Below are 17,253 nucleotides of genomic sequence, written 5' to 3'. Positions count from 1 at the left end.
TGCGCCGTGGGATCTCTGCGCAATCCGGTCGGGCCGCTTCCCTCCACCATCTACTGGCGTCGGAGGGCCGTACTGCTGTCCGTGGTCGCCCTGTTGGCGTTGGTGGTCACATGGATCGTCACCGCCGGCGGCGGGGGCGGCAAGAAGGACGCCGACGGGTCCAACGGCAAGAACCCCACGCACACCATCACGCCCGGACCGACTCCGTCCGGGTCGGCGATCAGCCAACACCCCGGCGGTCGCGAGGAGTCCGGCGGCGACTCCAGCGGCAGCGGGACGGGCGGCGGGAGTGACGCCGGGAGCGGCAGCGCTTCCGGTTCCGGTACGGCCTCCGGCGGGGGCGGCGGCTCGACCGAGGGTTCCTCCGGTGCGGGCGGCGGCTCGGGTGCGGCGTCCGGTGGCGGCGCCGTCGGTACGGGCGACGCGCTCCCGGCCTCCTCCACGCTGCCCGACTGCACCTCCGGCGCGGTGGCGTTGAGCCTGCGCAGCGCGCACAACTCCTACTCGCCGGACCAGACCCCGACCTTCGAACTCACCGCGAAGAACAGCTCGTCGGCCGACTGCAAGGTCGACCTCGGCCCGAAGAACGCGGTGTTGACGATCACGCCGGCGGACGGGGACGACACCTTCTGGTCCTCCGCCGACTGCCCCAAGGGTGCACGCAACCTGGTCTTCCGGGTGCCCGCGGGCCAGAGCATCACCTACACCGTGCGGTGGGACCGGGGACCGAGCGCTCCCAAGTGCGCGAAGCCCTCCGGGAGTTCGGCGAAGCCGGGTACGTATCTGCTGGAGGCGAAGACCCCCGGGTTCGGCAAGGCGCAGGCTTCGTTCGTGCTGTCGGCGGACTGAGGACCGGGGCGGCGCGGTCCGCCGTCGGCCGCAGCCGCAACGCGGCCGCAGCCGCCGTACGGCACGCGCCCCCGGGCTTCCGGGCGCCTCAGACGTACCGCTCCAGGATCGACGACTCGGCCAGGCGGGACAGCCCCTCCCGCACGCTCCTCGCCCGGGCTTCGCCGACCCCGTCCACGGTCTGCAGGTCGTCCACACTCGCGGCCAGCAGCTTCTGCAGGCCCCCGAAGTGCTCCACCAGCCGGTCGATGATGGCGCCCGGAAGCCGCGGGACCTTGGCCAGGAGGCGGAAGCCCCGCGGGGACACCGCGGAGTCGAGCGTCTCCGGGGACCCGGTGTAGCCCAGCGCACGCGCCACGGTGCCGAGTTCGAGGAGCTCCGCATGGGTCAGCGCGTCCAGCTCGGCCAGCGCCTCGTCGACCGTGCGGGACCGCTTGGCCGTCGGCTCGGGCACGTAGTCCCGGACCACCAGCTCCCGGTCGGGCTCGACCCCGGCGATCAACTCCTCCAGCTGAAGTGCGAGAAGCCGGCCGTCCGTGCCCAGCTCGACCACGTACTCGGCGATCTCGGTGGCGATACGGCGGACCATCTCAAGACGCTGCGCGACCGCCGACACGTCCCGGACCGTCACCAGGTCCTCGATCTCCAGCGCCGACAGCGTGCCCGCGACCTCGTCCAGCCGCAGCTTGTACCGCTCCAGTGTCGCCAGGGCCTGGTTCGCGCGGGACAGGATCGCCGCCGAGTCCTCCAGGACACGGCGCTGCCCGTCGACGTACAGCGCGATCAGCCGCATCGACTGGGAGACCGAGACCACCGGGAAGCCGACCTGCTTGCTGACACGGTCCGCCGTGCGGTGCCGCGTGCCCGTCTCCTCCGTGGGGATCGTCGCGTCCGGCACGAACTGCACGCCCGCCCGGAGGATCTTGGACAGGTCCGACGACAGCACGATGCCGCCGTCCAGCTTGCACAGCTCGCGCAGCCGGGTCGCGGTGAACTCCACGTCCAGCACGAAACCGCCCGTGCACATCGCCTCGACCGTCTTGTCGGAGCCCAGCACGATCAGCCCGCCGGTGTTGCCGCGCAGGACCCGCTCCAGGCCGTCCCGCAGCGCCGTACCGGGAGCCACGGCGCTCAGCGAGGCGCGCATCAGGCGATCGGAACCGGCACTCCCACCGGACTTTCCGGGAGCTGCTGCCCGGTCGTTGGCTGCCACTGCACTCCTCCGGTCGCAGGTTCTGACGCGCCCCCCTCCCCGCACTCGGTTCGTACGGACGGGCGAGACCAGGGCAAAGTCTACCGGCGCTCCTCCGCCTCCCGTGGGGCCTCTCGGCGACGTGAGCGCGGCAGAACCCGGAGCGCCTCCCCCATGTCGGCGACTTCCAGGACCTTCATGCCGGGCGGCACCTTCCCCGGGTCGGCCGGTACGAGCGCGTGCGTGAAGCCCAGCCGGTGCGCCTCGGAGAGCCTGCGCTGCACGCCCGTGACCCGTCTGACCTCGCCCGCGAGCCCCACCTCGCCGATCGCCACCAGGTTCTTCGGCAGCGGGGTGTCGCTGGCGGCGGAGGCCAGGGCGAGCGCGATGGCGAGGTCGGCGGCCGGCTCCGACAGCTTCACGCCGCCGACCGTCGCCGAGTAGATGTCCCGCTTGCCCAGCGCGCTGATCCGGCCGCGCTGCTCCAGGACGGCCAGCATCATCGACACCCGGGAGGTCTCCAGACCGGATGTCGTACGACGCGGGGAGGGGATCTGGGAGTCGACGGTCAGCGCCTGCACCTCGGCCACCAGCGGGCGGCGGCCCTCCAGTGTGACGGTCAGGCAGGTGCCCGGGACCGGCTCGGCGCGGCGGGTCAGGAACAGGCCGCTGGGGTCGGCGAGGCCCGTGATGCCCTCGTCGTGCAGCTCGAAGCAGCCGACCTCGTCCGTCGCCCCGTAGCGGTTCTTCACACCGCGGACCAGGCGCAGGCGGGCGTGCCGGTCGCCCTCGAAGTGCAGCACGACGTCCACCAGGTGCTCCAGCAGACGGGGTCCGGCGATCGCGCCGTCCTTGGTGACATGGCCCACGAGCAGCGTGGACATGCCCCGCTCCTTGGAAGCGCGGATCAGGGCACCCGCCACCTCCCGGACCTGCGCCATGCCCCCGGGCGCGCCCTCGATCTCCGGGGAGGCCACCGTCTGCACCGAGTCGAGGATCAGCAGGGACGGCTTCACCTCGTCCAGATGGCCCAGGACGGCGGCCAGGTCCGTCTCGGCCGCCAGATAGAGGTGGTCGTCGAGGGCGCCGATGCGGTCGGCGCGCAGTCGCACCTGGCTCGCCGACTCCTCGCCGGTCACATAGAGGGTGCGGTGCTCGGTGCTCGCCGACTTCGCGGCGACGTCCAGCAGCAGGGTGGACTTGCCGACGCCGGGCTCGCCCGCGAGCAGGACGACCGCGCCCGGTACCAGGCCGCCGCCGAGCACCCGGTCCAGCTCGGGCACACCGGTCGTGCGGGCGGTGGCCTGCCGGCCGTCGACCTGGCCGATGGGCAGCGCGGAGGTGCTCACGCGGCCCGGGGCCGTGGTCCGGACCGCGGGCGCGCCGTACTCCTCGACCGTGCCCCAGGCCTGGCACTCGGGGCAGCGGCCGAGCCACTTGGCCGTCTGCCAGCCGCACTCGGTGCAGCGGTAGGACGGACGGTCCTTGGTCGTCTTGGTACGGGCAGCCATGCGGAAACCGTAGCCCGGGGGACTGACAACGGGGGCCGCGGGACCGGGCGGGACGGGCCGGCGGGCAGGGGCGAGGGACCGGGGAACACGGGAGAGTGATCCGTTCTCGGCCGTGACCCGGGCGGATCCAGCCGCGGAATAAGAGGTTCCTGTCCCCTTATGAGGGATCGTTTCACCCGTACGGATTAAAAGTGCTCAAGGTTCCAGAACGGGCACTCCGCCGCCGCCTACGGTCGCACGGGTGATGAGCAGCAGCCCGGAGACCACGACCCGCACGACCGGCGCGCATCGGGCGCATCGCGAGGGACGCGAGGCACGTGAAGCACGGCGTGAGGCGCGAGAGGCCCGCGAGGCGAGGGAGGCACGGGACCGCGCCGCCGCGCGCACCGTCGCCCAGCAGCCGCCGGCGCGCTACGAGCCGTACCTGGACGGGCTGTTCACCTACTGCCTGTCGGTCCTGTGCGACCACGACACGGCCACCGCCGCCCTCGGCGACGCCCTCGCCCTGGCCGAACGGCGCGGCCACCGGCTCCCCGTGGCCGCCGGCGACCGCCGCGCCTGGCTGTACGCCCTCACCCGCTGGGCATGCCTGCGCAAGCTGGCCGAGGCCAAGCAGAAACGTCAGGCCACGCACGCGGCGGGCCGCACGGGAGCCGGGCGGGGGGCGGGGACGGCGACCGGGGGAGGGTCCGGGGCGAGACCGGGAGCAGGACCTGGAGCGGCTGCCGGGACACAGGCCGGCCGGCACGCCGGGAACCCCAGGCACGCCGCCGTGGACACCGGCAGCACGGGCAACAACGGCGACACCGGGAAAGCGGCCCCTGACGCGTCCGCCGCCCTCCCCCTCTCCCCGGAGGCCCAGGAGCAGCGGCGCCGGGAACTCGCGCTGCTCGCCTGGCCGGAGGCGGCCGGTACGACGCCCGAGCAGCGCGAGGCCCTGGAACTCGCCGTCCGCCACCACCTGACCGCCCACGAGGTCGCCGCCGTCCTCGGCATGGAACCCGCCGCCACGCGGGAGCTGCTCGCCTCCGCCGCCTGCGAGGTCGAGCGCACGCGCGCGGCCCTCGCCGTGGTCCGGACGGGCGGCTGCCCGAGCGTGGCCCACCTCACGGGAGACAGCCGGCTGGTCCTCAGCACCGCTCTGCGCCGCGAGCTGGTCCGGCACGTCGACGACTGCCCGCGCTGCCGCCGCAGCGCCGAGCGCACCGCCCCCGACCGCTGGCCCGGCGCCACGGTCACCCCCGCCGAGCTGCCCGTCCTCCAGGCCCCCCGCGCGGCCCTCCACATGGCCCTGACCCACCACACGCGCGTGCGGGGCGGGACCGTACCCCGCTTCGACCGGCGCGGTTTCCCGATGGACCCCAAGGACCGCGCGGCCCGCCGCGACCGCCTGCGCGCGCGTGCCGTCACGACGACGGTCGTGGCCACGGTGGTGGCGGCGCCCGTGCTGGCCCTCTGGGCCGCGTACCGGGGCGGGCCGGCCGGGGACGACGACGGCCGCTCCGCCACCGCACGCGAGGCGCAGGGCCCCGAGGCGCTGGGCGGCGACACGACCGGCGGCTACGAGAACGCGGGGAACGCCAGCGTGCGACCGGGCGCCCGCTTCGCCAAGGACGGCAAGGCGGACGTGTCCGTCGAGGTCGTCAGCGTGGGCGGAGCGGGCGAGAAGGGCGCGGGGCGGCTGGCGGTCAGCGCCGCCAACGACGGCGACACCACGCTGATCACCTTGACGGCGTCCGGTGCGTCGGAGGTGCGCTGGTCGGTGTCCACGTCGGCCGCGTGGCTCTACCTGAGCCAGTCCGGGGGAACCCTCGCCCCCGGGCAGACGTTGACGGTCAGGGTGTACGTGGACCATCTGCGCGAGCCGTCCGGCCACTGGCGCGCGCGGGTGGCGGTGGCTCCGGCGGGAGCGGTGGTCACGATCGACGGCTACGGCACGGCCCCCACCCGTCCGACCCCCCAGGCCCCTTCCGCATCCCCCTCTCCGCCCCCCAGCACACCCCCCACCGAGCCGAGCCCGACCCAGACCCCACCCTCCACGGACCCGACCCCGACCCCCAGCACCCCGTCGCCCTCCGACACCCCGCCGTCGACTCCGACCCCCACCACGACGGAGGACCCGAGCCCGTCGGACACCTAGGAGCGAAGAGGCGGCCGTGCCTCCGGCCGCGCGGCGGGGACCGCCTGGCGCACGGGGGCGGGCCGGTGAAGCGGTGCGGGCCGGTGAAGCGGTGCGGGCCGGTGAAGCGGGGTCAGGGAGCCGGGTCGGCGGGGTGGGGGGCCAGGAGGGGGAGCCGGGACGCCAGGCGCTGTTCGCACAGCTCGACCAGACGGTCGTAGCCCGCCTTGCCCATCAGCTCCGTCAGCTCGGCCCGGTAGGACACGTACACCGGCTCACCCGCGCCGTGCGCCGACGTCGCCGAGGTGCACCACCAGTGCAGGTCGTGGCCGCCGGGACCCCAGCCCCTGCGGTCGTACTCGCCGATGGACACCTGGAGGACGCGCGTGTCGTCGGGGCGGTCGATCCAGTCGTACGTCCGCCGGATCGGCAGCTGCCAGCACACGTCCGGCTTGGTCTCCAGCGGCTCCCGCCCCTCCCGCAGCGCCAGGATGTGCAGCGAGCAGCCCGCGCCGCCCGCGAACCCGGGCCGGTTCTGGAAGATGCACGAGCCCTGGAAGGGCCGGGTCTGCCGGGAGCCCTCGTCGTCCTCCGAGATCCACCCGTTCCGCGTGCCCTCCGCATGGTGCTGCCAGACGTCCGGCGTGAGCCGCGCCACGTGCTCGGCGACCCGCTTCTCGTCGTCCTCGTCCGAGAAGTGCGCCCCCAGTGTGCAGCACCCGTCGTCCGCCCGGCCCGCCTCGATGCCCTGGCAGCCACTGCCGAAGATGCAGTTCCAGCGAGAGGTCAGCCATGTCAGATCGCAGCGGAACACCTGCTCGTCGTCCGCCGGATCCGGGAACTCCACCCAGGCACGGGCGAAGTCGAGCCCCTTCTCGTCGCTCATCTCCGCCTCCCTGGAGATCGTGCCGGCCTCACGCACTTTGCCGACCTTGTTCGCCTTGCCCGTCTTGACGGTTCCGTCGGTCTTGTCCGTCTTGTCGACCTTCGCCTTTTTCGTCTTTGGCACCCGTCCAGGGTAAGTGGCCCGGGGCCGCTCCGGGGACCGAGCACGGACCTTCTGGCAGTAGCGTTCCGTGTATGAGACTCGGTGTCCTGGACGTGGGTTCGAACACGGTGCATCTGCTGGTGGTGGACGCCCACCCCGGCGCGCGCCCGCTGCCCGCGCATTCGCACAAGGCCGACCTCCGGCTCGCCCAGCTCCTCGACGACAGCGGTGCCATCGGCGACGAAGGCATCGACAAGCTGATCGCCGTCGTACGGGACGCCCTCCAGGCCGCCGAGGACAAGGGCGTCGAGGACCTGCTGCCGTTCGCGACCTCCGCCGTCCGCGAGGCCACCAACGCCGACGAGGTCCTCGCGCGCGTGGCCGACGAGACCGGCGTACGGCTCCAGGTGCTCACCGGCGCGGAGGAGGCCCGGCTCACCTTCCTCGCCGTGCGCCGCTGGTTCGGCTGGTCCGCCGGAAAGCTGCTGGTCCTGGACATCGGCGGCGGCTCCCTGGAAATCGCCTTCGGCATCGACGAGGAACCGGACGCGGCCGTCTCCCTCCCGCTCGGCGCCGGCCGCCTCACCGCCGGCTGGCTGCCCGGCGACCCGCCCGCCCCGGAGGACGTCCGCGCCCTGCGCCGGCACGTCCGCACGGAGATCGCCCGCACGGTCGGCGAGTTCAGCCGCTTCGGCGCCCCCGACCACGTGGTCGCCACCTCCAAGACCTTCAAGCAGCTCGCCCGCATCGCCGGCGCCGCCCGCAGCGCCGAGGGCCTCTATGTCCAGCGCGAACTCAAGCGCGAGTCCCTGGAGGCCTGGGTCCCGAGGCTGGCCGGCATGACGATCGACCAGCGCGCCGAACTCCCCGGGGTGTCCGACGGCAGGGCCGGCCAGCTCCTCGCGGGCGCCCTGGTCGCCGAGGGCGCGATGGACCTGTTCGCCGTGGAGAGCCTGGAGATCTGCCCCTGGGCCCTGAGGGAGGGCGTGATCCTCCGGCGCCTGGACCACATGGGTTCCGCATAGCGCCCCGAAGGAGCGCGGCGGCTGTGCCGATACGCCGCTCCGCCGCCGGGGCGCGGGAGGCGACCACGCGTCCGCGGCCGCGCACATGGCGTACCTCACAACGGCGCATAGGCACCCAACACCGGCACCACCCAACGCCGTAAGGTGACGGACGTGGCTGAACCAACGGACGTGCGCATCGCTCTGTCGACCGCCTCCGTCTACCCGGAGTCGACGGCGACGGCCTTCGAGATCGCCGGGCGCCTCGGGTACGACGGGGTCGAGGTCATGGTGTGGACCGACCCGGTCAGCCAGGACGTCGAGGCACTGCGCCGCCTGTCGGACTACCACGGCGTCCCGATCCTGGCCGTCCACGCCCCCTGCCTGCTGATCACCCAGCGGGTCTGGTCCACCGACCCCTGGGTGAAGCTCCAGCGGGCCCGGGCGGCGGCGGAGAAGCTGGGCGCCTCCACCGTCGTCGTGCACCCGCCGTTCCGCTGGCAGCGCCAGTACGCCCGCGATTTCGTCGACGGGATATGGCGGATGGCCGACGAGACGGACGTACGGTTCGCCGTCGAGAACATGTACCCCTGGCGCTACCGCGACCGCGAGATGCTCGCCTACGCACCCGACTGGGACGTCACCCACGACGACTACCGGCACTTCACGATCGATCTCAGCCACACGGCGACGGCCCGTACCGACGCCCTGGACATGGTCGACCGCATGGGGGACCGGCTCGGGCACGTCCACCTCGCCGACGGCCGCGGCTCGGCCAAGGACGAGCACCTGGTCCCCGGCCGCGGCACCCAGCCCTGCGCCGAGCTGCTGGAGCGTCTGGTGCGCACCGGCTTCGACGGCCACGTCGTGATCGAGGTCAACACACGGCGGGCGATGTCCGGAGCCGAGCGCGAGGCCGACCTCGCCGACGCCCTCGAATTCACGCGCAAGCACCTGACCGCGGCGGCCGTACGGGCCCCCCGCCGATGACCGGCACCCCGCCCCCGGCGCCGGACGACACCCCGCCCCCGGCGACGGACGACCCCGCTCCCGGGCCACCCGCGGGGGACGGCACCGACTCGACGCCCGGGCCCCCGGCAGGAGACGCCACCGACTCCGCGCCCGCCCCCCGGGGCCGCCGCCGTGGCCGCCCCCCGCGTACCGAGTCCGCCCGCACCCGGGACCGTATCCTCGCCGCCGCCCGCGAGGAGTTCTCCGCGCGCGGCTACGAGAAGACGTCCGTACGCGGCATCGCCAAGGCGGCCGGCGTGGACTCCGCGCTGGTCCACCACTACTTCGGCACCAAGGAGCAGGTCTTCGAGGCGGCCGTCGAGGTCGCCTTCGCACCCGCGCTGAACGCCCCGCACGCGGTGGCCGACGGCCCGGTGGAGGGCGTGGGGGAGCGGCTGACCCGCTTCGTCCTCGGGGTCTGGGACAACCCCACGACCCGTGCGCCCCTCCTGGCGATCCTCCGCTCCGCAGTGAACAACGAGACCGCCGCCGCCGTCTTCCGCCGCCTGGTCGCCGCCCAGCTGCTGCGCCGGGTCGCCGCCCGGCTCGACCTGCCGGACGCCGAGCTGCGCGCCGAGCTGGCGGCCGCCCAGATCGTGGGCACGGCGATGATGCGCTACGTGATCAGACTGGAGCCGCTGGCCTCGGCGGACCTGGAGCAGATCATCGCCCGCGTCGCACCCGTCGTCCAGGGCCACCTGACGGCTCCGTGAAACGAGCGTCCCGCAATTCGGACACCGTGTCCCGCCACCTGGATGACCGGCGTACGCTCGACATCAGTCAGACCCGTCTGAAGGAGCGAGCGACGATGCCCGAGCTGAGGTCCCGCACAGTCACCCACGGCCGCAACATGGCGGGCGCCCGCGCCCTTATGCGCGCCTCCGGTGTACCCGGTGCGGACATCGGCCGGAAGCCGATCATCGCGGTCGCCAACTCCTTCACCGAGTTCGTGCCGGGCCACACGCACCTGCAGCCGGTCGGCCGGATCGTCAGCGAGGCGATCAGGGAGGCGGGCGGCATCCCGCGCGAGTTCAACACGATCGCCGTCGACGACGGCATCGCCATGGGCCACGGCGGCATGCTGTACTCCCTGCCCTCCCGCGACCTGATCGCGGACTCGGTCGAGTACATGGTCGAGGCCCACTGCGCCGACGCCCTGGTCTGCATCTCCAACTGCGACAAGATCACCCCGGGCATGCTGATGGCCGCCCTGCGGCTGAACATCCCCACGGTGTTCGTCTCCGGCGGCCCCATGGAGTCCGGCCGCGCCACCCTCGTGGACGGCACGGTCCGCACCCTCGACCTGGTCGACGCGATCTCCGACGCCGTCAACGACAAGATCTCCGACGAGGACATCCTCCGCATCGAGGAGAACGCCTGCCCGACCTGCGGCAGCTGTTCCGGCATGTTCACCGCCAACTCGATGAACTGCCTGACCGAGGCCATCGGCCTCTCCCTGCCCGGCAACGGCTCGGTCCTCGCCACCCACACCGCCCGCCGCGCCCTGTACGAGAACGCGGCCCGCACGGTCATGGACCTCACCCGCCGCTACTACGAGCAGGACGACGACACCGTCCTGCCCCGCAACATCGCCACCTTCCAGGCCTTCGAGAACGCCATGGCCCTGGACATCGCGATGGGCGGCTCCACCAACACGATCCTGCACCTGCTGGCCGCCGCCCAGGAGGCGGGCGTCCCGTTCGGGCTGGACCAGATCGACGCCGTCTCGCGCCGCGTGCCCTGCCTGGCGAAGGTAGCCCCGAACGTCGCCAAGGACCGCACGTACTACATGGAGGACGTGCACCGCGCCGGCGGCATCCCCGCCCTCCTCGGCGAACTGCACCGAGCCGGCCTGCTCAACGAGGACGTGCACGCCGTCCACAGCCCCTCCCTCTCCGACTGGCTGAAGACCTGGGACGTCCGCGGCGGCTCCCCGTCCCCCGAGGCCGTCGAGCTGTGGCACGCGGCCCCCGGCTGCGTCCGCTCCGCCGAGGCCTTCTCCCAGTCCGAGCGCTGGGAGGCCCTGGACGAGGACGCGGAGAACGGCTGCATCCGCTCCGCCGAGCACGCCTACTCCAAGGACGGCGGCCTCGCGGTCCTGCGCGGCAACCTCGCCGTCGACGGCTGCGTGGTCAAGACGGCCGGCGTGGACGAGTCGATCTGGACCTTCGAAGGCCCGGCCGTGGTCTGCGAGTCCCAGGAAGAGGCCGTCCAGCGGATCCTCACCCAGGAGGTCAAGGACGGCGACGTCGTCGTCATCCGCTACGAGGGCCCGAAGGGCGGCCCCGGCATGCAGGAGATGCTGTACCCGACCTCGTACCTGAAGGGCCGGGGCCTCGGCAAGACCTGCGCCCTGATCACCGACGGCCGCTTCTCCGGCGGCACCTCCGGTCTCTCCATCGGCCACGCCTCCCCCGAGGCGGCCTCCGGCGGCACGATCGCCCTGGTCCAGGACGGCGACCGCATCCGCATCGACATCCCGGGCCGTACGATCGAGCTGCTGGTCGACGAGACCGAACTGGCCCGCCGCCGACAGGCGTTGAACGGCGTCTACGCCCCGAAGAACCGCGACCGCAAGGTCTCCGCCGCCCTCCGCGCCTACGCGGCGATGGCGACGAGCGCGGACAGGGGCGCGGTGCGCGACGTGTCCCGCCTGGGCTGACGGACCGGCACGCCCCGAGCGGGCCGAGGGATCGTGGGAGGGGTCGCCTTGTGACGGGGGCGGCCCCTCCGCCCTGTCCGCGACGGCGTCACCACGCCGACGGTCTCCGGCCGTCCACGGCGAACACCGTCCCGTCGGGCGCGGCGGCGAGGACCCGGTCGCCGACCGGCACCGGAGCCGGCGGTGTACTCACGACCCGCGCGGAGTTCGCGCCGAGGCGCGCCCGCGTCTGCCCGACGAGCCGGCCCTTCCCGGCGTCCACGGCCAGCAGCCGCCCGTCGCTCGCGGTGAAGAACACCCGCCCGTCCACCACCACCGGCTGCGAACCACGGCTCACCGACGACTCCAGGTGCCACAGGCGCCGGCCCGACCCCAGGTCCACGGCGTCCAGTGAGCCCCCGGTGGCCAGCACGTACACCACGTTCCCGCGTACGGTCGCGTGCGCGCCGTCGAGCACGGCGGGCAGCGCCACGCGCCGGGTCGCACCGGTCGCGGGCGTGTAGCGGACGACCTCCTTCGCGCCGTACGCGTCGTCCACGCCCAGGAAGAACACCGACCCGCCCTGTGCGGCGAACGGCTTGAGCCAGCCGCGCAGCCGGACGTCCCACCGCACCCGCCCGGTCTCCGGGTCCACGGCGGTCACCTGGGTGCTCGCCCCGTCGGCGGACGTACGGGTCGCGTACGCCGACGCGTCGCCGGTGGACGCGTCCTTCGGCAACGCGGCGAAGGAAGGCACCCCCCGACCGGGCACCGTCCCGTGCCAGCGCGTGCCGCCGGTCGCGCCGTCCACCCCGGTGACCGTCCCGTCGGCACCCACGAGCAGCGCCGTACCGCCGGCGTACCGCACCGTCGTCCCCGAGGGCAGCCGGCGCTGCCACACCTGCCCGCCCGTGGCCGGATCGAGCCCCGCGAGCCGTGAGCCGCCGTCCGTGTACGGCTGCACCAGACCACCGGAGACGGCCGGCGGCGCGCTCGTGGACCGGGTGTCGACCGAGCGCCGCCACAGCAGTTCGCCGCCGTCCGGCGAGAGTGCGAAGACGACCCCGGGCCGCGCACAGAGCAGCTTCCCGGCGCCGTACGCGCACTGCGGCATGCCCTCGCCGCCGACCGCCGGCCGCGCCGACCACGTACCGCCGGAAGCCGCCGTCAGCACCGGCGCACGCTCACCCCCGGGAGACTGATCGTTTCCGCCGGACACCCACACCGCGGCCACAGCGCCCACCAGTGCCAGCCCGAGCGCCCCCGCCCCCAGCGCCACCGCCCGCCGACGGCGGAGCCGCCCCGCGGACACGGAGCCCGCCACCGGCTCCGACGGCGACACGGGTGCCGCTTCCGGTGCGGACCCCCCAGCGGACCGCTCCGCACTCGTCCGCTGCGCCGGTATGAACGCCTGCGTGTCGTACGACGCCGCCTCCGAGCGCAGCTCCCGCATCAGCTCGTCCGGGGTCGGCCGGTCCCCGGGCTCCTTGGCGAGACACCGCCGCACCAGCGGCGCCAGACCCTCCGGTACGCCGGTCAGGTCCGGCTCGTCGTGGACCACCTGGTAGGCGACGACGTACGGGCTGTCGGAGTCGAACGGCCCACGCCCGGTGGCCGCGTGCACCATGACCGAACCGAGCGCGAAGATGTCGGCCGCCGGACCCACCTCACGCGGGCGGCGGAACTGCTCCGGCGCCATGAACGGCGGTGTGCCGATCAACTTGCCCGTCTCCGTGCGCAGTTCGCTGTCCTTCGGCCGCGAGATGCCGAAGTCGATGACTTTCGGCCCGTCCTCGGCGAGCAGCACGTTGCTGGGTTTCAGGTCCCGGTGCACGACCCCGACCCGGTGGATGTCCCGCAGTGCCTCCGCGAGCCCGGCCATCAGCCGGCGCAACTGCCCGGGCGGCAGAGGCCCCTTCCGCTTCACCTGGTCGGAGAGGGTGGGACCGGGGATGAACAGGGTCGCCATCCAGGGCCGTCCGGCCTCCGGGTCGGCGTCCACGACGGACGCCGTGAAGGCACCGCTGACCCTGCGCGCCGCGGCCACCTCCTGCCGGAAACGGCCCCTGAACTCGGGGTCCCGCGCGAACTCGGCGTGTACCACCTTCACCGCGAGCCGCATCCCCGACGTGCTCCGGGCGAGGTGTACGACCCCCATGCCACCGGACCCCAGGCAGGACTCCAGCCGATAGTGACCGGCGTACTCGGGAAGTTCCGCTTCCGCGCCCGCTCCGGTGTTGCGCTGTGGCGACATGGACCCCCCCGTGCTCTTCGTCCGTGCGCGCGACGCACGGAGCCTAGTCGATGACTCGTACGAGACAGAGGCGGCTTGCTAGCGTCTGCGAGCGAGTCGCGCGCACGCGTTTCGCGCCGAGTTCCAGTGTCGTCACGGGGGAGGAGCACGATCATGTCAGTCGACCGCGCACAGGAGGCCGGGCCCACCGACGAGGGCACGGCGGTACAGGCGGCGGCAGCCGTCCGCACCTACGCCGTCGCCCCCGGCGTCCGGCTGAACGTCCGCAGCGGCCCGGGCACCCAGTACAACCTGGTGCGCGTCCTGCCGGAGGGCGTCCGGGTGCCGATCTACTGCCAGACACCGGGCACGACGGTGTCGGGCCCCTACGGCACGACCGGCATCTGGGACCTCATCGACAGCGGCGAGTACGTCTCGGACGCCTACGTCCACACGGGAAGCGACGGCTACATCGCCCCTCGCTGCGGCTGACCCGGCCCCACGACCACGCCGGACCCGTCCCACCCCGGTGGGAGCGGACCGGGCCCGGGGGCGGTCCGGTGCTCGCGGGGGCGCAAGCTCCCCGGGGCCCGGCACCCGCCCCACGCGCCGGCCCGCCGCCCCCCGGCGCGATAATCGTCCCGTGAGCGACGAAACCGGCACCCCGGACACCTCGGCGGGCTCCGTCGGCCACGCGGCCGAGGACGACGGAGCACCCCGGGCCGGTGGCCCCCGCCCCGAGCCCCTGCGCTTCTTCGGCACGTCCTGGGTGAACCACGACCAGGGCTACGCCGCCCGCCGCGCCGGTGTCGCCGCCGGCTCCCTGGCCGCTGCCGCCGCCTCCTGCCTGGTGCTCCGCTTCGCCTACGAGGGCATCCGGATCGCCGAGACCGGGTCCTTCGTGACCGTCCTGGTCGTCGCGATGTTCGCGATCTGCAGCGCGCTCGCCTTCCGCAACACCTGGGAGGGTTTCGGCAAGCGCCACGACCCCCAGAGCCAGGCCGGCCTGCGCGGCCTCCTCGCCATCGGCTTCGTCGGCTCCCTCCTCGCCTGTTTCTTCCGCGCCCTCACCGAGGCACCGGGCGAGAAGCTCCACCGCGAGGAGTACGAGAAGGCCCGCGAGGCCCACGCCCGCCGCACCACCCGCCGCACCGGCAACCCGTCGAAGAAGAAGCGCCGCCGGTAGAACGCCGCACGCGCACGCCACCGAAGTCCGCTCGCCCGGCCCCGTTCCGCCCACCGGACAGCCGCCCCGCCCGCCACACGCCGGTGCCAGACTTAACCGCATGAGCCAGAAAGTCGCAGTCCTCGGCACCGGCAAGATCGGCGAAGCCCTGCTCAGCGGAATGATCCGGGCCGGCTGGTCGCCCGCCGACCTCCTGGTCACCGCCCGCCGCCCGGAACGCGCCGAAGAACTCCGCAGCCGCTACGGAGTCACCCCGGTCGGCAACACCGAGGCCGCCAAGACCGCCGACACCCTGATCCTCACGGTCAAGCCGCAGGACATGGGCACCCTCCTGGACGAACTCGCCCCGCACGTCCCCGCCGGCCGACTGGTCATCAGCGGAGCCGCCGGCATTCCCACCTCCTTCTTCGAGGAGCGCCTGGCCGCAGGCACCCCCGTCGTCCGGGTCATGACCAACACGCCCGCCCTCGTGGACGAGGCCATGTCGGTCATCTCCGCCGGCAGCCACGCCACCGAGCAGCACCTCGCGCACGCCGAGGAGATCTTCGGCGGAGTCGGCAAGACCCTCCGCGTCCCCGAGAGCCAGCAGGACGCCTGCACCGCGCTCTCCGGCTCCGGCCCCGCGTACTTCTTCTACCTGGTCGAGGCCATGACCGACGCCGGCATCCTGCTCGGCCTGCCCCGCGACAAGGCCCACGACCTTATCGTCCAGTCCGCGATCGGCGCCGCCGTGATGCTCCGCGACAGCGGCGAACACCCCGTCAAACTCCGGGAGAACGTCACCTCCCCCGCCGGCACCACGATCAACGCCATCCGCGAACTGGAGAACCACGGCGTACGGGCCGCCCTCATCGCCGCCCTCGAAGCCGCCCGCGACCGCAGCCGCGAACTCGCCTCCGGCAAGAAGGACTGACACCAGGCAGGACTGAGGCAAGGAGGACCGGCCCGACCGACCCCGCCGAGCGCCGCCCGGCTAACGCGCGGCGCTCAGCGAAGGCTCCGCCACGGGTGGCAGCAGCCCGATCGCCCGGTAAGCCGTATCGACCGTCGGCCGAGCCACCGCCCGCGCCTTCTCCGCGCCATCCCGCAGCACCCCCTCCACATACGCCGGATCGGCGCACAGCTCCCGGTGCCTGGCCTGCAACGGCCGCAGCACCTCCACCACCGCCTCCGCGGTGTCCTTCTTCAAAGAGCCGTACGAGTCGTAAACGCCCGCCAGCGACTCGGGGTTCCCGCCCGTGCACGCGGCGAGGACGTCGAGCAGATTCGCGACCCCCGGCCGCTCCTCCCGGTCGTAGACGACCTCACGGCCGCTGTCGGTCACCGCCCGCAGCACCTTCTTCCGCACCACGTCCGGTTCGTCCAGCAGGTAGACGACCCCCGCCCCCGAGTCGTCCGACTTCCCCATCTTCCGCGTCGGCTCCTGCAGGTTCATCACCCGCGCCCCCACCGGCGGCAGCGTCGCCCTCGGCACCACGAACGTGTGCCCGTACCGCTGGTTGAACCGCACCGCCAGATCCCGGGTCAGCTCCACGTGCTGCGCCTGGTCCTCCCCGACCGGAACCTCGTCCGCGCCGTACGCCAGGATGTCCGCCGCCATCAGCACCGGATAGGTCAGCAGCGACAGACGCACGCTCCCCCCGCGCTCCCGCTCCTTGGCGGCCTTCTCCTTGTACTGGATCATCCGCCGCATCTCCCCGTCGGACGCGACGCATTCCAGCAGGTACGACAGCCGGGTGTGCTCGTCCACATGGCTCTGCAGGAACACGGTGCACACGTCGGGGTCGAGCCCGGCCGCTAGCAACAGCGTCGCCGTCTGCCGGCTGAGCCTGCGCACCCGCGCGGGGTCGTGGTCCACGGTCAGCGCGTGCAGGTCCACCACACAGAACAGCGAGTCCGCCCGGTGCTGGTCCGTCTCGGCCCAGCGCCGCATGGCCCCGAGGTAGTTGCCGAGGGTCAGGTGCCCGGTCGGCTGAATCCCGCTGAAGACCCGAGTCATCTCCACTCCACCTTCTGGTTGGGACCGCCGCCCCTGCGGCCGGCCCCCTCAGATCCGGAGGGAGGTACGAGAACGGCCGCCGAAGCGGCGGCCGTTGAGTGCATACGTGAGTCCGGCCGCCGTCAGGCGGCCCACCAGAGCTGGGTGCACGTACGCGTCATCACGTCCTCCACAGTACGCCTCCGGAGTGCTTCGTGGGGCTGAGTTGACACACCCCATGCCCGTGCGTAGTGTTCTCCGAGTTGTCCGACGTGAGCGCCGACCCCGGTCGGTCCCCGGACAGCCATTCCGCAAGTACCACCCACTGAATCGACACCCTGGTGTCGAATGCTTTGGCGTGCGTATTAGCGAAATGAGGAATCCACGTTCGAAAGGACGCCGGCCCCCGATTAGCTCGGGAGCCAGGAATCCGCTAAAGTCTCACTCGTCGGAACGGCCCAACAGCCGGGAAGACAAACCCCGCCGACCGGGGATCGGACGCCGAAAGGGTCTGATAGAGTCGGAAACGCAAGACCGAAGG

General features: G+C 73.1%; 14 protein-coding genes. 9 read left to right on the top strand and 5 right to left on the bottom strand.

Annotated elements, in window-relative coordinates:
* Window positions 1–6 precede the first annotated feature (6 nt).
* The gene (locus tag ACZ7N4_RS27290) at window positions 7–849 is read left to right on the top strand and encodes a hypothetical protein (protein WP_471362633.1); all 843 of its coding nucleotides are present in this window, start codon (window positions 7–9) and stop codon (window positions 847–849) included.
* Between the two features lie 88 nt (window positions 850–937).
* Here the strand turns inward: ACZ7N4_RS27290 and disA are convergent, their stop codons facing one another.
* Window positions 938–2,062, bottom strand: coding sequence for a DNA integrity scanning diadenylate cyclase DisA (gene disA, locus ACZ7N4_RS27285; RefSeq protein WP_471362630.1), 1,125 nt, complete (start codon window positions 2,060–2,062; stop codon window positions 938–940).
* A gap of 80 nt (window positions 2,063–2,142) precedes the next feature.
* A complete protein-coding gene (gene radA / locus ACZ7N4_RS27280) occupies window positions 2,143–3,552 on the bottom strand; it encodes a DNA repair protein RadA (protein WP_471362627.1) in 1,410 nt (469 codons plus the stop codon).
* A 241-nt stretch (window positions 3,553–3,793) separates the two neighbouring features.
* On the opposite strand from radA, the gene ACZ7N4_RS27275 reads away from it, so the two are divergent.
* The gene (locus tag ACZ7N4_RS27275; protein WP_471362625.1) at window positions 3,794–5,692 is read left to right on the top strand and encodes a BACON domain-containing protein; all 1,899 of its coding nucleotides are present in this window, start codon (window positions 3,794–3,796) and stop codon (window positions 5,690–5,692) included.
* A gap of 112 nt (window positions 5,693–5,804) precedes the next feature.
* Here ACZ7N4_RS27275 and ACZ7N4_RS27270 read toward each other — a convergent pair whose 3' ends face one another.
* Window positions 5,805–6,680 (bottom strand): DUF3109 family protein, encoded by an 876-nt coding sequence (locus tag ACZ7N4_RS27270; RefSeq protein WP_471362622.1) that lies wholly within the window; start codon window positions 6,678–6,680, stop codon window positions 5,805–5,807.
* Between the two features lie 71 nt (window positions 6,681–6,751).
* Here ACZ7N4_RS27270 and ACZ7N4_RS27265 point away from each other — a divergent pair, with 71 nt between their 5' ends.
* From ACZ7N4_RS27265 to ilvD, 4 genes are all read left to right on the top strand, one after another.
* Window positions 6,752–7,684, top strand: a complete 933-nt coding sequence (locus ACZ7N4_RS27265) for a Ppx/GppA family phosphatase (protein WP_471362619.1) — start codon at window positions 6,752–6,754, stop codon at window positions 7,682–7,684.
* A 144-nt stretch (window positions 7,685–7,828) separates the two neighbouring features.
* Window positions 7,829–8,653 (top strand): sugar phosphate isomerase/epimerase family protein, encoded by an 825-nt coding sequence (locus ACZ7N4_RS27260; RefSeq protein ID WP_471362616.1) that lies wholly within the window; start codon window positions 7,829–7,831, stop codon window positions 8,651–8,653.
* Window positions 8,650–9,387 carry a TetR/AcrR family transcriptional regulator gene (locus ACZ7N4_RS27255; protein ID WP_471362613.1) on the top strand — a complete coding sequence of 246 codons (738 nt, stop codon included), beginning with the start codon at window positions 8,650–8,652 and terminating at the stop codon, window positions 9,385–9,387. The genes ACZ7N4_RS27260 and ACZ7N4_RS27255 overlap by 4 nt, the downstream gene beginning before the upstream one ends.
* A gap of 95 nt (window positions 9,388–9,482) precedes the next feature.
* A complete protein-coding gene (gene ilvD / locus ACZ7N4_RS27250) occupies window positions 9,483–11,336 on the top strand; it encodes a dihydroxy-acid dehydratase (RefSeq protein ID WP_471362611.1) in 1,854 nt (617 codons plus the stop codon).
* An 88-nt stretch (window positions 11,337–11,424) separates the two neighbouring features.
* Here ilvD and ACZ7N4_RS27245 read toward each other — a convergent pair whose 3' ends face one another.
* Complete coding sequence (locus ACZ7N4_RS27245; protein ID WP_471362608.1) at window positions 11,425–13,569, bottom strand: serine/threonine-protein kinase; 2,145 nt, start codon at window positions 13,567–13,569, stop codon at window positions 11,425–11,427.
* 153 nt (window positions 13,570–13,722) lie between these two features.
* Here ACZ7N4_RS27245 and ACZ7N4_RS27240 point away from each other — a divergent pair, with 153 nt between their 5' ends.
* The 3 genes from ACZ7N4_RS27240 (at window position 13,723) to proC (ending at window position 15,647) form a co-directional block, all read left to right on the top strand.
* A complete protein-coding gene (locus tag ACZ7N4_RS27240) occupies window positions 13,723–14,040 on the top strand; it encodes an SH3 domain-containing protein (RefSeq protein ID WP_471362605.1) in 318 nt (105 codons plus the stop codon).
* A gap of 151 nt (window positions 14,041–14,191) precedes the next feature.
* Window positions 14,192–14,734 carry an EamA/RhaT family transporter gene (locus tag ACZ7N4_RS27235; RefSeq protein ID WP_471362603.1) on the top strand — a complete coding sequence of 181 codons (543 nt, stop codon included), beginning with the start codon at window positions 14,192–14,194 and terminating at the stop codon, window positions 14,732–14,734.
* Between the two features lie 100 nt (window positions 14,735–14,834).
* Window positions 14,835–15,647, top strand: coding sequence for a pyrroline-5-carboxylate reductase (gene proC, locus ACZ7N4_RS27230; protein WP_471362600.1), 813 nt, complete (start codon window positions 14,835–14,837; stop codon window positions 15,645–15,647).
* A gap of 60 nt (window positions 15,648–15,707) precedes the next feature.
* Here the strand turns inward: proC and trpS are convergent, their stop codons facing one another.
* On the bottom strand, window positions 15,708–16,733 hold the full coding sequence (trpS, locus tag ACZ7N4_RS27225) for a tryptophan--tRNA ligase (RefSeq protein ID WP_471362597.1): 1,026 nt from the start codon (window positions 16,731–16,733) through the stop codon (window positions 15,708–15,710).
* Between the last annotated feature and the right edge of the window lie 520 nt (window positions 16,734–17,253).

It is taken from the genome of Streptomyces sp. NPDC107654, from assembly GCF_055639035.1.
The sequence above is the reverse complement of the archived record's forward strand: the minus strand, read 5'-3'. Positions and strand labels throughout refer to the sequence as shown.

Excerpts from the sequence above, each read along its gene's own strand:
- radA (WP_471362627.1), bottom strand. The coding sequence starts at position 3,552 with ATGGCTGCCCGTACCAAGACGACCAAGGACCGTCCGTCCTACCGCTGC.
- ACZ7N4_RS27265 (WP_471362619.1), top strand. The coding sequence starts at position 6,752 with ATGAGACTCGGTGTCCTGGACGTGGGTTCGAACACGGTGCATCTGCTG.
- ACZ7N4_RS27255 (WP_471362613.1), top strand. The coding sequence starts at position 8,650 with ATGACCGGCACCCCGCCCCCGGCGCCGGACGACACCCCGCCCCCGGCG.
- ilvD (WP_471362611.1), top strand. The coding sequence starts at position 9,483 with ATGCCCGAGCTGAGGTCCCGCACAGTCACCCACGGCCGCAACATGGCG.
- ACZ7N4_RS27245 (WP_471362608.1), bottom strand. The coding sequence starts at position 13,569 with ATGTCGCCACAGCGCAACACCGGAGCGGGCGCGGAAGCGGAACTTCCC.
- ACZ7N4_RS27240 (WP_471362605.1), top strand. The coding sequence starts at position 13,723 with ATGTCAGTCGACCGCGCACAGGAGGCCGGGCCCACCGACGAGGGCACG.
- proC (WP_471362600.1), top strand. The coding sequence starts at position 14,835 with ATGAGCCAGAAAGTCGCAGTCCTCGGCACCGGCAAGATCGGCGAAGCC.
- trpS (WP_471362597.1), bottom strand. The coding sequence starts at position 16,733 with ATGACTCGGGTCTTCAGCGGGATTCAGCCGACCGGGCACCTGACCCTC.